The organism is Geothrix mesophila (assembly GCF_022808835.1).
GTDB classification, from domain to species: Bacteria; Acidobacteriota; Holophagae; order Holophagales; family Holophagaceae; genus Geothrix; species Geothrix paludis.
The window spans coordinates 487,270-501,661 of record NZ_JAKZLD010000001.1; the positions used below are offsets into that span (position 1 = coordinate 487,270).

Genomic DNA, 14,392 nt, shown 5'->3' on the forward strand with positions numbered 1-14,392 from the left:
AAGGATGGCCCCAACATGTGGGGGTGTCAAGGGCGCCCCACCGGATTTTTCCAGCAATTAAAAAAGCCCATGAAATCCGTCACTTCGAGGGCCGGTGCGCCTCCGCGACGGCCCCTTTCCCTGGCGCGACCTACCCCTTCCGGACTACCCTGTACCCAAGCCGGGCCCCATGCATCGGGGTGCGATGAACCGGGTCAGGTCGGAAGAAGCAGCCCTAAGTCGTTCCCCCGAGTGCCGTGGTCAGCCCGGCCCCTTTCGGGGCCAGGCTGACCATCGCGCAGCCTGCGCCTTCGGCTTGGCTTTGCGAATCGGCACTGGCCTACGCTCCTCGCCGGGTCCCGATTCCGCAGGCTCCGCGGGAGCCTGCTCCATCACCCGGCGGTCGCCCACATGGCAAGCCCGGCCCTTTTGCGCCTGCGCAAAAGGGCCGGGCTTGCCATCGCTCAGGCTGCGCCTTCGCGAATCGGCACTGGCATGGGCCCCTCACCGGGGGGCCGGCGGTCGCGGCTCCACCGGAGCCTGCTCTGCCACCCGGCGGTCGCGTGCCGTGGCAGGCCAGGCCAGGCGGGACCCGACCTGCCATCCGTTCGCGCGGCGCCTGCGGCTTGCGCTCACGGGTCGGCACTGGCCTACGCTCCCAGTGGGTCCCCGCTCCGCAGAGCCCCCCGGGCTCTGCTCCGCGACCCACTTAGGTCGCGCACATGGCAAGCCCGGCCTTCGGTTCCAATGATCGCAAGAGCGTATAAAAAGATGACTTATGTTTTTCTCATCTCGGAATCCGCATGGCGGATTCCGAGCCGGCGCGGCAGACGGAATATAGCGGACACGCCGCGCACGTGCTCCGGTGACGCACCCCGGGGCAATCGCCCAGGATGCCAAGGTGGCTGAGGGCGAAGTCGTAGCGGAGGGGATCGGCGGGATCGAGGCGGCGCAGGGCCTCGGTGATCTCCCGCGCCATCTTGCCGTCGGGGGTGGCACGGCGGGTGAGGCCGATGAACCGCGAGACGCGGGCCACGTGAGTATCCAGGGGTATGACCAGCTGATGGGCCGGGTAGCGGGTCCAGAGGCCGAGGTCGGGCCAGCCCGGGCGGACCATCCAGCGCAGGAACATGCGCCAGCGCTTGCAGGCGGCGCCTTCCAATGGATCGGGCAGGGAGAAGCGGGATCCGTAGGAATCCGGCAGCTCGGTCCGGAGGCGCTGCACCAGCCGGGAGAGCGCGAGGTCGGGATCTTCGGTGGGCCGGGGCTGGAGATGGGCCTCCAGGCCGCTCCCGCTCTGCGCGTCCAGCCGTTTCCAGGCCAGCAGCCAGGCGGCGACATCGTCGGCCGTGTGGAACCGCCAGGCCCAGCCGGCCAGCGCTCGGGTCAGGTTCCGCCTGAGTTCCGCCTCGGTCCGCTCGCGGAGCCAGGCGGCCGGCGCGCGGCCAAGGGGCGCCAACGCGGCCCGTACGGCCCGGATCATGGGGTCGACCCGGCCGTAGGCGAGATGGGCCGCCACGAACGCGGCCACCTCCTGGTCCAGCGGCGCGTCATAGGCCAAAGCCACAGAGAGGGGATCCTTGGCCAGAGCTCCGGCCGTGTCGTATCGTTCGCACAGACCATCGAGGCGGGATTTCAGGGTGGTGCGCGAGTTTCCCATCCCGTCCAGTGTCCCAGCAGGCGGGCGTCGGCGGCAAAAAACCGCACCTCGTGTCTGAAATCACTATGTAAGCAAATGCGTTGCCGTTATTCTGATGCACGGTGGCCCGTGGCCCCATTAGGAGAAGCAACCGCACATGATGAACCTGCGTGGCCTTGGAAACCTGGCGAAAATCCTCGAAGAAGCAGCAAAGCCCGATTCCGTATTGCGTGAAGACCGCGAGAAGCCCAAGCCCAAGGTTCTCAAGAAGGGAGAGAAGGCCGCGAACACTCGGACCATCGATCCCAAGCGGAAGGTCTGGTACGAGAAGCGCCTGAAGGAGATCACGGCGAAGGCCGCCGCTCCTGAAGCCCCCGCCGCTGGCCCGGTGAGCGCCCCGGCGGTCCCCGCCGCCCCGGCCCTGGCCAAGAGCGTGGCCTCCAAGGTGGGCGGCTCCCTGCTGCAGACCCTGGCTGCCGCCAAGGACGCCAAGCCCAAGACCGACAGTCCCAAGCGCTCCGAAGCCTGGCGCCGCAAGCCGGGCGAATCGATCTTCTAGCCTCAATCCATTCATGCAAAACGAGGCGGCTCTGCCGCCTCGTTTTCGTGATGCGGGGCGAAGTCCCGCAGCCTCAAGCCAGGGGGGCGGGCCGAAGGAATTTCCGGCCGATCCAGGTGGCTGAGAGGGGGCGCTCGAAGCGGCCGTTCCGGAGGTCGCCGAGGGTGAGCAGGGCGAGGTCGAGGATGGGCGTTCCCGCGTCCAGCGTGCCATCCGCAAGGCGGGACTCGAGTTCCGGGCGGGTGAAGGTCCGCAGGGCCCCGGACAGGCGGGCCACCACCACTTGCGGATCGAGGAGGACGAGGCCCAGGCGCCCGGCCGCCTGTCCCACGCTCCGGAGCATGCCGTCGATGGCGCAACCCGAGGGGTTGGAAGCCAGGGTGGGCTCCGCGATGGCCAGGATGCGATCCTCCAGCAGGGTCCAGGTTCCCTGGTACTGGACGCCCTTGTGGCGCCAGCGGCCCATGAGCGCGTCCAGGTCCGGGGCCAGGAGCGCCGCGTCCACCGGCCGGTCGAAGGCCACGAGCCAGAGTCGGGCCTCGTCGGGCAGCGCGGCGAAGGCGGACAGGGAGGCGGGGATGGCCATGGCGGACTCCAGTGTCAGAACAGTTTATGGGATGCCGGTCATTCCGGCGTCATGCCGAGTCCGGGTTTCCGTGACGAAAGTTCCGCCATGTCTCGCGTAAGGTGGAAGGTGATGCGAGATACGGCGATCCTGCTCCTGAACCTCGGCGGTCCAGTGAACCTGGACCAGGTCGAACCCTTTCTCGCAGCCCTGTTCGGCGACCGGGACCTGATCCGGCTGCCCGGGCCCGCCTGGCTCCAGGGCCCTTTGTCGCGGCTCATTGCCCGGCTCCGGGCTCCCGGCGCGAAGGTCCGCTACGGGCAGATCGGGGGCGGCTCACCCCTGCTTCGGGAGAGCGCCCTCCAGGCCGCGGAGCTGCGTGCCGCCCTTCGCGCCGCCGGCCGTCCCGAGTTGGTGAAGCTGTGCTTCCGCTATGCCGCCCCGCGGGCTGAGGGCCTGCTGAAGGCCCTGAAGCGCGACGGTGTCCGCAAGCTGGTGCCCGTGACCCTGTATCCCCACGACTGTCGCGCCACCACGGGTTCCAGCCTGCGCGAGCTGGTCGTGGAAGCCGCGAAGGCGGGGATCGAGATCCTGCCGGGGATTGAGCACTACGCCACGGACCCCGACTACCTGGACGCTCTGGAACGCCCCCTGCGCGCGGCGCTGGAGGACCTGCCCGAGGCCACGGTGATCTTCAGCGCCCACAGCCTTCCCGTGCGCCAGATCGAAGCCGGCGATCCCTACGAGAAGGAGATCGTGGCCACCCGCGAAGCCCTGATCGCCCGCATCGGGCCCATCCCCGGGGGTTACCTCCAGGCCTACCAGAGCCGCACGGGCCCGGTGCGCTGGCTGGAGCCGCCCCTGAAGTCGGTGCTGGAGTCCATGGGCGGCAAGGACGTGATCGTCGTGCCCATGAGCTTCGTGAGCGAGCACATCGAGACCCTGCACGAACTCGATATCGAATACCGCCACGTGGCCGACCAGGCGGGCATCCGGACCTACCGCCGCGTGCCCACCCCCGGCACCGATCCGGCCTACATCCGCTGCCTGACGCGGCGCGTCCTGGAGATCCTCCCATGAGCACCCTCATTCTCGGCGGCGGCGTGACGGGCCTGGCCGCGGCCTGGCACCTGCAGCGGAAGGGCGAACCCGTCGAAGTGTGGGAAGCCGCGACCTCCGTGGGCGGCTGGATGAAGACCCTGCCCTGGGAAGGCGGCCACTTCGAGACGGGCCCCCAGGGCGTGCTGTGGCAGAAGGGCACGGCGGTGGACCGTCTCTTCAGCGCCATCGAGCTGCCCTTCAAGTCGCCGGGCACCGGCGCCCGCTGGGTGGGGAAGGGCGGGCGTCTGGTTCCTGTCCCCGCGTCGCCCGTGGGCCTGATGACCTCGCCGCTGATGTCTGTCGGCGCGAAACTCCGGATGATGCTGGAACCTTTCCAGCCCGTGCGCGCCGCGGAACCCGAGGAGGGCCTCAGCGCCTTCATCGAGCGGCGCCTGGGCAAGGGCGTGGCCACGGAGCTGCTGCCCTCCATGATCGCGGGCGTCCTGGCGGCTCCGGCGGAGATCCTCTCTGTGGACGCCATCCCCAAGCTTCGCCAGTGGGAGGCCACCGGCAGCCTGGTGAACGGCATCCGCAAGGGCGGCGTGAGCCACATGGTGGTGCCTGAGGGCGGCATGGGACAGCTGCCCATCCGCCTGGCTTCGAAGCTCGCCGCCGTGCGCGCGGGCCTGCGGGCCGAGCGCCTGGAGGCCCTGCCGGGCGGCCGCTGGCGCGTGAGCGGCGGGGGCGAGGTGCGCGAGGCGGATCGCGTGGTGCTGGCGCTGCCGGCCTACGAGGCGGCGGCCCTCCTCGGGCCTGTGGCGCCGACGAGCGCCGAGGCTCTGGCGGCCATCCCCTACACCTCCGTGGATCTCTGGCACAGCCGCCACGCGCCGCTGCCCGCGCTGAAGGACAGCTTCGGCTTCCTCATCCATCCCCCCGAAGGGCGTGGCTACCTGGGTTCTCTGGTGCCCTCCTGGATGGATCCCCAGAGCGCGCCGGAGGGCGCCATGCAGCTCCGCAGCTTCATCGGCGGAGCCTTCGGAAAGCCAGCGGACCTGGAGGCCTGGGAGGGCGTGTACGCCCGCCTCAAACATTGGGTGCCCTCGCTCAGCGACCCTGCGGCCGTGCGCCACGAGCGCGCCGAGCGGGCCATCCCGCGCCCCGAGCTGGGCCACCGCGCCCGGGTCCGGACGGCCCTGGAGGGCCTGCCCGCTGGCGTGGACTGGCTGAGCAACGCCCGCTTCGGGCCCGGGGTGCGCGACATCCTGGAGGGGCTGGAGGCCTGGATCGGCTGAGAGATCCAGAAGGGTGATATGGTCGCTTATTTCCAGGAGGAAGTATGCGCCATGCCTGTCTCCAGGTCTTTCTGGCTTCGAGCCTTCTCGTCCCTTCCTGGGCCCAGGAGGCAGCTCCCAAGCGGCCCTGGTCGGATAAGGCGGCCCTGAGCTACGTGGCCGTGGGCGGCAACGCCTCCAGCCAGAGCCTGGGATTCTCGAACGAGTACAAGTACACCTGGACGGACGCGACCTTCGCCTTCAACGCGGGAGGCGTCCGCGTGTCCACCACCACCATCGACCGCACGGCCTCGGGTCCCAACCTCGACGCCGCCACGGTCGTCGAGACCCGCACCACCAAGACCAGCACCGAGACCTACTACGCGAACCTCCGCTACGACCACAACATCACGGACCGGCTTCAGTGGTTCGGAGCCGCGGGCTGGGAGCGGAACATCCCCGCCGGGCTGGAGGCCCGCATGACCGGGCTGGGCGGGCTCGGCTACTGGTGGATCAAAGCGGACCGGACGAAGTTCTTCACGGACGCGGGCGTGGGCTACACCAAGGAGAACCTGGTGTTCCGCCCGGCCGGCACCGATGACCGCTTCGCCACGTTCCGAGTGGGGGCGAAGTTCGAGAAGAAACTCTTCGACACCTCGGTGTTCACCTCCGAACTGAACATTTCCGACAGCTTCAAGGACTCGCAGAACTACCTCGGGGTGTGGCGGAACGCCCTGACCACCAGCCTCTCTACGAGGCTGGCCCTGAAAGTGGGCTACGACGTGACCTACAAGAACAAGCCGGCCTTCGTGGGGGTGCCCGTGGCCCAGACACCGGTGTCCACGCCGCCGGTGATCCTGGGCGACGCACCGTTCCAGTTGAAGAAGACCGACACCGTGTTCACCACCTCCCTGGTCATCACCTTCTGATGACATCCGGGGCGGCCGGGAGCAGAATGGGGCGTCTTTCCTTTCCAAGGAGCTTTCCCATGCGCAAGGTCCTCCTCCCCCTGCTTGCCTGTGCGGCCCTGATCGCCCAGGCGCCCGCGCCCAAGGCCGAAACCAGGGCCGAAGCCAAGGCCAGCGCCGAGGTCAAGGTCGGCACCGGCGTGGAGAAGATGGAGATCCAGGGCGAATCCACCTCGTTCAAGGTACCCGCCGGCACGAAGATCTATGCCTGGACGAAGGTCGCCGGCGCCGCCGACAGCACGGTCACGGTGGTGTTCAGCAAGGGCGAGCGCACCTCGAAGCAGGAACTGAAGGTGCCCCGCTCGCCCTATCGCACCAACGCCTATCGCACGTTCCGGGCCGGCGATGCCGGCGATTGGACGGTGAAGGTGCTGGGCGCGGACGGAACGGAACTGGGCAAGGCGGATTTCACCGTCGAGATCCAGTAGGAAGCCAGGCTCGATCCTGATGTCCGAGAAGGGCGGTGCCGCGACCGGCACCGTCCCTTCGTGTGGGAGGGCCCATGCCCGTCGCCGCGCTCCTCGACGCCCTGCCTGTGGGCTCTTCCATGTGGCGCCTCGCGCAGCCTTGGTGGGAGTTCGTCCTCCGGGCCCTGCTGGTCTACGGGTTCCTGATGGTGATGCTGCGCCTCACGGGCAAGCGCCAGGTGGGCCAGCTGGCCCCCTTCGACTTCGTGATGCTGCTGGTCCTGAGCAACGCCGTCCAGAACAGCATGAACGCTGGCGACAACACGGTGTCCGCGGGCTTCATCCTGGTGGGCACCCTCCTGGTGCTGAACGCCCTGATGGCCTGGCTCACATGGCGCAGCAAGCGGGCGGAGACCTTCCTGGAAGGGAGGCCCCAGATCCTCGTGCATCACGGCGTCCCGGACGAGGCCATGCTCGCGGCCGAGCGGATCACCCACCATGAGCTCATGGCGGCGGTCCGGCAGGCGGGCGTGGCGGATCTCGCGGATGTGCGGGTGGCCATCCTCGAGACCAACGGCCGCATCAACGTGATCCCCAAACCGCCAGCCACCCCTTGACTTGACGAATAAAAAGCGAAAACTAGAGGCATGACGCCGCTGCCGCTGCCTTCAGAACCGCCCCCCCTCTTCCAGGGCCTGCTGGTGGAGCCTGAAGAAGCGCGGTCCATCCTGCGGCCCCAGAAGGACGAACGCTACGGTTTCGGTTTCGCCCTCAGCCCCTACCGCGGCTGCAGCCACGGATGCCGCTACTGCTACGTCCGTGAATACCCCAATGCCCTGCACCGACCCGAGGACTGGGGCAACTGGGTGACGCCCAAGCTGAACGCCCCGGAGCTGCTCTGGTCCCAGCGGCACCGACTGCATGGCGAGCGGGTCTTCATGGCCTCGGCCACGGATCCCTACCAGCCGCTGGAACGGCAGTACCGCCTCAGCCGCCGCTGCCTGGAGGTGCTGCTGCTCTGCCCCACCACCGATGTGATCGTCCACACCCGGTCGCCCCTGGTGCTCCAGGATCTCGACCTGCTGCGGGCTTTTGGTGACCGGCTGTCCGTGGGCCTGTCCATCCCCACGGATGACGACACCGTGCGTCAGGCGGTGGAGCCCCATGCTCCCGCCATCCCGAGCCGATGGGCCGCCGTCGAGCGCCTGGCCGCCGCCGGCATCAGGGTGACCGTGGCCGTGACCCCCCTCATGGCCGTGCATGACGCCCAGGCCTTCGCCCGACGGGCCAAGGCCAGCGGAGCTTCCGGCGCCTGGGTGGGCGGCCTCCGGCTCCTGAAGCAGGATCCTTTCTACAAGGTGCTGGCGGACCATGGCTGGCTGAAGGTGCTGGATCCCACCTATGCGGAGGGCATCCGGGAGGCGTTCGGGACCGCGTTCCCGGCGAGGCGGCGCGTTCGGGAGCGGCCCGTGAAGCCTGCGCCACCCCCGCCGCCGCCCATCCGCCAGCCCGGCCTGTTCGACCGGGTGGGCTAGGGCGGTGTAGGGGCGGACAGAGGGAGAACCTCCCTTCCAATGCGACCCTCTAGAGAACCTGGGCCTGGGGGCTGGCGGCCTTCGCCACGGCCACGGGCACGAAGGGCGCGAAGGCGGCAAGGGCCGCGGGCCAGTCTTCCAGCAGGGCCGCGGCGGTGCGGCTCCCGGTGCCAGCGGCATGGGCCTCGAGGAGGTCGCGGAAGAGAGCCTCGTCTTCGGGCCGCCAGGCGATGGGGGCGAGGTAGTCGCGGTTCACCTGGTCGCCGCGCTCCCGCCGCAGGAACAGGCAGCCGCCGGTCATGCCGGCTCCGGCGTTGGTGAGGGCGGGGCCGAGGATGGCCACGGCCCCGCGGGTCATGTACTCGCAGGCGTGGTGGCCCGCGCCTTCGACCACGGCCGAGGCGCCGCTGTTGCGGACGGCGAAGCGGTCGCCGGCCAGGCCGAGCACCAGCAGCGTTCCGCCCGTGGCGCCGTACAGGGCGCCGTTGCCCACGATGGCGTTGGTCTCGGGGGTATAGGAGGCTTCCGGATGAGGCACGAGAATGACCCGGCCGCCGGACATGGACTTGCAGACGGAATCGTTGGCCTCGCCCTGCAGGCGGACGTCGAGCCCCTCCGTGAGGAAGGCGCCGAATCCCTGGCCTGCGCTGCCGGTGAAGTCGAGCCGCAGCTGGCCGGGAACCGTCGGATCCTCGCCCTGCCGGCGCCGCTCGCGCACCTTGCGGGCGATGGCTCCAGCCAGGGTGGCCAGGATGCCCCGATCGCCGGTGGTGATGGCGTAGATGTGGTGATGGGCGCCCCCTCCGGCGAGGAAGGGCTCCGCAGCTGCCAGGATCTGCTGGTTCAGAGGGGCGACTCCCTCCTGGTTGAAGGGGATCGGGGAGGCTCCGTTCGCCGCGGGACGGGGCTCCAGGAAGCCCGACAGGTCCAGCTTGCGATCCCTGACGAAGGTCGCATGCTCGGGGGCCACCTGGAACAGCTCCACGCGGTCCTGCAGCTCGGAAAGGGAGCGGACGCCCAGGGAGGCGAGGTGGCGGCGCGCATCCTCCGCCAGGTGGACGAGCATGCGCTGGATCGCCTCGGGGCTTCCCGTGTAGCGGGCCTTGAACTTCGGGTCGTGGGTGGCGATGCCCGCGGGGCAGGTGTTCTTCTCGCAGATGCGGGCCATCATGCAGCCTTCGGCCACCAGCAGGAGCTTGCCGAACTCGAACCCCTCGGCCCCCAGGATGGCCGCGGTCACCAGGTCCTTGCCCGTGAGGAGGCCGCCGTCCACGCGCAGCTCCACCTGGCCGCGGAGCTGGTTCTCCCGCAGGGCCTGGTGGGCCTCGATGAGGCCGAACTCCCAGGGGAGGCCCGCATGCTTCATGGAGCCCAGCGTGGCTGCGCCCGTGCCGCCGTCGCCGCCGGCGATGTAGATGATGTCCGCACCGGCCTTGGCAACGCCCACGGCGATGGTGCCGATGCCCGTGCCGGACACCAGCTTCACGCTGATCTTCGCGCCGGGATGGACCTGCCGCAGCTCGTGGATGAGTTCCTTCAGGTCCTCGATGCTGTAGATGTCGTGCAGGGGCGGCGGGGAGATCAGGTCCACGTCGGGCAGAGAGAACCGGGCCTTCGCGATGGTGGCGTCCACCTTCACGCGCATGAGCTGGCCGCCCTCGCCGGGCTTGGCGCCCTGGGCCACCTTGATCTGGATCTCCTCGCCGGAGACGAGGTACTCCGCCGTGACGCCGAAGCGGGCCGAGGCCACCTGCTTGGTGGAGGCGGTGATGCCGTCGGTCCAGTAGAAGGGGTTCTCGCCGCCCTCGCCGCTGTTGCTGCGGCCGCCGACGGCCTCCATGGCCAGGATCAGGTCGCGTTGGCTCTCTGCGCTCACGGCCCCGAAGGACATGGCGCCGGCGCCGAAGCGGTGGAGGATGGCCGACACGTCCTCCACAGCCTCCAGGGGCAGGGGCGATGCAGCGGTCCGGAAGGCCAGCAGGTGCCTCGGGTTGATGGGTTCGTCGGCCTTCAGGGAGGCGAGGTACTCGCTGTAGAGCTTCCTGGCTTCGTCCGTCCCGGGATCGAGTTGTACCAGGCGATGGAGGAGCCTTGCGCGCGCGGAGGTGAGCCCGTGGTGCTCGCCCTCGCCGGCCCGGGGCGATTCGCGGAACTGGTGGGTGTGGAGCAGGCGATCCATGAAGCCGGCCTGGGCCGCCAGGCTGGTCTTCCGAAGCACGTCGCCGGCCAGCTCTTCGTAGCCGATGCCGCCCAGCGGGCTCGCGTGGCCCGGGAAGAAGGTCTCCATCAGCTCGGGCCCCAGGCCAACGGCGGTGAAGAGCTTGGCGCTCATGTAGCTCTGCACCACCGAGATCCCGCTCTTGGCCATGATCTTCAGGAGGCCCGATTCCAGGGCTCCGACGAAATGCTTCTCGCGCTGGTCCGGCGTCAGGGTCCCGAAGCTGGGGTGCTGGTCCTGGCGGGCGATCTCCAGGGCCAGGTAGGGGCAGACCGCCGAGGCGCCGAAGCTGATGAGGGCGGCCAGGTGGTGGGAGGTGCGGGCCTCGCCGGTGTGCATCACGATGGCGGCGTTGAGGCGCAGCCCCGATTCGTTGAGGGTGTGCACGACGGCCCGCAGGGCGATGAGACCCGGGATGGGTGGCCGCTCGACGCTGGCCTCCCGGTCGCTGAGGATGATGACGCTGGTCCCCTGTTCGACGGCCTTCCGCACGTCCACCGCCAGCTGCTCGACGGCCGCATGGAAGCCGGCCACGCCGTCCTCCCGCCGGAAGACCATGGGGAAGGTGCGGGGGATGATGTGGGATTCCGAGGGGCGCAGGCTCTGCATCCGCTCCAGGAAGCGCATCTGCCCCAGGTCGAGGATGGGCCGCGGCAGCTCCAGTGCCTCGTTCAGGGGCACCAGGTCCTTGGGGAAGAAGATGTTCGGCGCCCGGCCGAGGAACACCCGGAGGTCGGTGATGTTGCCCTCCCGGATGTAGTCCAGGGGCGGGTTCGTGACCTGCGCGAAGTGCTGGTAGAAGTAGTCGAAGAAGGGACGCGGCTCGGAGGAGAACACGTTGGGCCGGGCGGTGTCGCCCATGGAGCCGATGGCCTCCTTTCCGGTGACGGCCATGGGATAGAGGATCTTCTCCAGCTCCTCGCGGGAGCAGGTGAACAGGGTCTTCTTGAAGGCGCTGACAGGGCCGGGCGCGTCGGTTCCCGGGAGCGACCCGATGGGCCGGGTGCGGGCGTCGAAGGTGGCGTCCCGGTGCTCGCGGGAGCGGCCCGGGTCGCGGAAGTGGACCCTGCCGCTGGCCAGGTCGAGCGATACGCCGGTGCCCGCGTAGAGGATGCCCTTGCGGCGCACGGCACCCTCGTCGATGGGGAAGGAGCCGGCTTCGGAGGCCAGGTAGAAGCGGTCATCGGTCATGGCCCAGCGGGCCGGGCGGAAGCCGTTGCGGTCCAGCCGCGCCCCCACGCTGCTGCCGTCGGAGAAGACCAGGAAGGCCGGGCCGTCCCAGGGCTCCATGGCGCGGCTCCAGAACGTGTAGAAGGCGCTCTGCCCCTCGGCGGGAGGCATCATGATCGCGAGGATGTCCTCCATGTGCGGGATGCTGCTGCGGTAGTGCAGGGCCTCGGCGATTTCGTTCAGGCTTCCGGAATCGCTGATGGAGCCGTGGGTCACGAGCTGATCGGCCTTGAGGCCGATGGACATCTCGCGGGAGATGGCCCGGGACCGGTTGCCCGCGATGGTGTTGATCTCGCCGTTGTGGGCGATGAGGCGGAAGGGCTGGGCCTTGTCCCAGGAGGTCCGGGTGTTGGTGCTGAAGCGCCGGTGGATCATGGCGAACCGCGTGACGAACCGGGGATCCTGCAGGTCGAGGTAGAAGCGGTCCAGGTCCGCGGCCCGGGTCAGGGCCTTGTAGACGATGGTGCGCGCCGACAGGGAGGCGAAGAAGAACTCGTTCTGGATGCCCTGCTCCACCAGCTTGGTCCGGAGCACCTGCTTGGCCGAGTAGAGCAGCTTGTCGAAGGAGGCGTCCGTCCGGCACTGCACAGGGCGGCGCAGGACGACTTGGCGCATGGAGGGCAGGGAGCGCCGGGCCTCCTCGCCGAGGACGGATGGATCCACGGGGACTTCGCGATAGGCCAGGACATCCAGGTCGAAGAAGGCGAGGGTGGATTCGAAGATCTCCATGGACCGGCGCAGGCGATCCGGATCCTGGGGCATGAAGAGGCTGGCCACGGCGATGTCGCCGGGCTGGTAGCCCAGCATCTCGAAGGGGATGTCGGCCATGACGCCGGCCCCGTCGCTGCTGACCTGGTCCGCCGCGCAGCCGCCGCGATGCTCCACGCACTTCAGCGCGTGGAGGGCGTCCTCCAGGATGTCGCGGCTGGCCGTGCCGGTCCGGCTGGCGATGAAGCCAACCCCGCATGCGCTGTGCTCGGATCGCGATCCCTCAAGCATCGTCTTTTCCTTTCGGGATCAAGCCATCCTAACGAGAATCAGAACGCCTGTGCCTTTGAAACGCCGTATGGAGTTATCAGGCGCGCTTATAGCCCCTGACGGTCCCCTGGACGTTGTGGGAGACTGGACGTCCCATGACCACCCTCGCCCTCAAGTACCGCCCGCGCCTGCTCTCCGACCTGGTGGGGCAGGAGGGGAGCGTGAAGGCGCTGGCCAACGCCCTCAAGCGGGCGAAGGAGAGTGGGCGCATCCACCAGGCCTACCTCTTCGCCGGGGTGCGCGGCACGGGCAAGACGAGCACGGCCCGCATCCTGGCCCGGGCCCTGAACTGCGTGGAGGGCCCCACGGCCACGCCCTGCGGCCTCTGCGACCCCTGCCGGGCCGCGGAGCAGCCGGACCAGAACCTGGACATCGTCGAGATCGACGCCGCCAGCCGCGCCTCGGTAGCCGATGCCCGCGCCCTCCGGGAACAGGTGCAGACCCGTCCCGCCTTCTGCCGCTACCGGGTCTACATCATCGACGAAGTGCACATGCTCAGCACCGAGGCCTTCAACGCCCTGCTGAAGGTCATCGAGGAGCCGCCGCCCCACGCCATCTTCGTGCTGGCCACGACGGAGCTGCAGGACGTCCCAGACACCATCAAGAGCCGGGTCCAGATCTTCCCCTTCCGGCTGATCCCCGTGGGGCTCATCGAAGGCCGCCTCAAGCACGTCTGCGAGCAGGAGGGCGTCGAGGCCGAGGGGAACAGCCTGCGGCTGGTGGCCGAGGCGGGGCAGGGCTCCATGCGCGATGCGCTCACCATCCTCGACCGCGTCATCGCCGCCGGGGACGGGAAGGTGCTGGAGGAGTCCGTCCGCGAGCAACTGGGCATCGTCAGCGCCCACCTGGTGCAGGGCGTGATGTCCGCCCTGGCCATCGGCGACACGGCGGCCCTGGTGGAGGCCTGCCGCGAGCTGAACGAGCAGGGTGCGGACTGGGCCACCTTCTGGCGCGAGCTGGTGCTGGCCTTCCGGGACCGTCTGGAGCAGGAGGCCCGGGCCGCCCGGGGGCCCCAGGACCTGCTGCGCTGGGCCCGCATGCTCCAGCTGCTGCTGAGCCGAGAAAGGGACCTGCGCGACAGCAGCCTGCCGCGGGTGGTGGTGGAGCTGGCCCTGGTGACTGCGGCCCAGCTGCCCCACCTGGCCCCCCTCGATGCCCTCGTGTCGGGCGCTCCGGCCCGCTCTTCAATCCCAGCGGCCGGACCGCCACCGGTCCCTTCCAAGGGTCCCCAGGCCGCGCCGGCGCCTGAGGGGCCCCGCAGGCCCACGCCGGCCTCCCCGCAGGTCCCTGCTTCCGCGCGCGTTCACGCCGCGCCCCCGAGCCCGTCTTCGGCCCCGTCCGCGCCACCTCAGCTGCGCACGGCCTGCAGCGAGGCGCTGCGGGGGCTGCCCGGGCTGCGCTCCCTCGGTACCGCCCCGCAGATGGCCACGGACCTGCGATGGGAACCGCCGGTGCTGCGCTTCCGCTTTCCCGGCAACGTGCGGCAGACCCTCCAGGACCTGGAGCGCGAACGGGCGAATCCCCATGTGCTCGCCGCGCTGGCGGCCGTGCTTCCGGGGCTGCGGGAGCTGGAGATCCGTTTCGACGAGGAACCGGCGGAAGCCCAGCCCGAGCGGCCCGAGGACCGGCTGCGGCGCGAGCCGGGCTTCCAGGACCTGCTGCGCCTCAGTGGGGGCGAAGTGCTGGAGATCCGGCGCGAGGGGTGATCAGCCGCCCGACACGGGGGGCATGAGGGCCACCTCGTCGCCGTCCGCCAGGACGGTGTTCCGGTCGGCAAAGCTCTGGTTCACGGCCAGGAGGGCGTCCTTGGGCAGGGCCGCGAAGCGCGGATCCGCCAACAGGTCGCCCAGGGTGGACGCCGCGGGCAGGCTGAGGTCGCTGAAGCCCAGCAGGGCGCGGTACCGGGCGAAGCACTTCACCGTGATCATGGGGCCTCCAC

At 69.5% G+C, this 14,392-nt stretch carries 12 protein-coding genes and 1 other RNA gene; 9 read left to right on the top strand and 4 right to left on the bottom strand.

Going from position 1 to position 14,392, the window contains the following annotated elements; translation table 11 throughout:
* Positions 1-158 precede the first annotated feature (158 nt).
* Positions 159-254, top strand: an RNA gene (gene ffs / locus MLG87_RS02260) — signal recognition particle sRNA small type.
* 512 nt (positions 255-766) lie between these two features.
* On the opposite strand, the gene MLG87_RS02265 is transcribed toward ffs, so the two are convergent.
* Positions 767-1,639, bottom strand: a complete 873-nt coding sequence (locus tag MLG87_RS02265) for a TIGR02757 family protein (RefSeq protein WP_243293603.1) — start codon at positions 1,637-1,639, stop codon at positions 767-769.
* Positions 1,640-1,775: 136 nt separating this feature from the next.
* On the opposite strand from MLG87_RS02265, the gene MLG87_RS02270 reads away from it, so the two are divergent.
* Positions 1,776-2,177, top strand: coding sequence for a hypothetical protein (locus MLG87_RS02270; RefSeq protein ID WP_243293604.1), 402 nt, complete (start codon positions 1,776-1,778; stop codon positions 2,175-2,177).
* A gap of 73 nt (positions 2,178-2,250) precedes the next feature.
* Here MLG87_RS02270 and MLG87_RS02275 read toward each other — a convergent pair whose 3' ends face one another.
* On the bottom strand, positions 2,251-2,763 hold the full coding sequence (locus MLG87_RS02275) for a hypothetical protein (RefSeq protein ID WP_243293605.1): 513 nt from the start codon (positions 2,761-2,763) through the stop codon (positions 2,251-2,253).
* A 111-nt stretch (positions 2,764-2,874) separates the two neighbouring features.
* On the opposite strand from MLG87_RS02275, the gene hemH reads away from it, so the two are divergent.
* From hemH to MLG87_RS02305, 6 genes are all read left to right on the top strand, one after another.
* On the top strand, positions 2,875-3,822 hold the full coding sequence (hemH, locus tag MLG87_RS02280) for a ferrochelatase (RefSeq protein ID WP_243293606.1): 948 nt from the start codon (positions 2,875-2,877) through the stop codon (positions 3,820-3,822).
* A complete protein-coding gene (locus MLG87_RS02285; protein WP_243293607.1) occupies positions 3,819-5,078 on the top strand; it encodes a protoporphyrinogen/coproporphyrinogen oxidase in 1,260 nt (419 codons plus the stop codon). Before hemH ends, MLG87_RS02285 begins: the two co-directional genes overlap by 4 nt.
* Before the next feature lie 44 nt (positions 5,079-5,122).
* Positions 5,123-5,986 (top strand): DUF481 domain-containing protein, encoded by an 864-nt coding sequence (locus MLG87_RS02290; RefSeq protein WP_243293608.1) that lies wholly within the window; start codon positions 5,123-5,125, stop codon positions 5,984-5,986.
* A 59-nt stretch (positions 5,987-6,045) separates the two neighbouring features.
* Positions 6,046-6,453: a DUF2914 domain-containing protein gene (locus tag MLG87_RS02295; protein WP_243293609.1), complete on the top strand. Its 408-nt coding sequence runs from the start codon at positions 6,046-6,048 to the stop codon at positions 6,451-6,453.
* A gap of 119 nt (positions 6,454-6,572) precedes the next feature.
* Positions 6,573-7,049: a DUF421 domain-containing protein gene (locus MLG87_RS02300; RefSeq protein WP_425250879.1), complete on the top strand. Its 477-nt coding sequence runs from the start codon at positions 6,573-6,575 to the stop codon at positions 7,047-7,049.
* Between the two features lie 30 nt (positions 7,050-7,079).
* On the top strand, positions 7,080-7,967 hold the full coding sequence (locus MLG87_RS02305; protein ID WP_243293611.1) for an SPL family radical SAM protein: 888 nt from the start codon (positions 7,080-7,082) through the stop codon (positions 7,965-7,967).
* 49 nt (positions 7,968-8,016) lie between these two features.
* Here MLG87_RS02305 and gltB read toward each other — a convergent pair whose 3' ends face one another.
* The gene (gene gltB / locus MLG87_RS02310) at positions 8,017-12,414 is read right to left on the bottom strand and encodes a glutamate synthase large subunit (protein WP_243293612.1); all 4,398 of its coding nucleotides are present in this window, start codon (positions 12,412-12,414) and stop codon (positions 8,017-8,019) included.
* A gap of 134 nt (positions 12,415-12,548) precedes the next feature.
* On the opposite strand from gltB, the gene dnaX reads away from it, so the two are divergent.
* Complete coding sequence (gene dnaX, locus MLG87_RS02315; RefSeq protein ID WP_243293613.1) at positions 12,549-14,159, top strand: DNA polymerase III subunit gamma/tau; 1,611 nt, start codon at positions 12,549-12,551, stop codon at positions 14,157-14,159.
* Here the strand turns inward: dnaX and MLG87_RS02320 are convergent, their stop codons facing one another.
* Positions 14,160-14,381 carry a MoaD/ThiS family protein gene (locus MLG87_RS02320; protein WP_243293614.1) on the bottom strand — a complete coding sequence of 74 codons (222 nt, stop codon included), beginning with the start codon at positions 14,379-14,381 and terminating at the stop codon, positions 14,160-14,162.
* Positions 14,382-14,392: the final 11 nt, after the last annotated feature.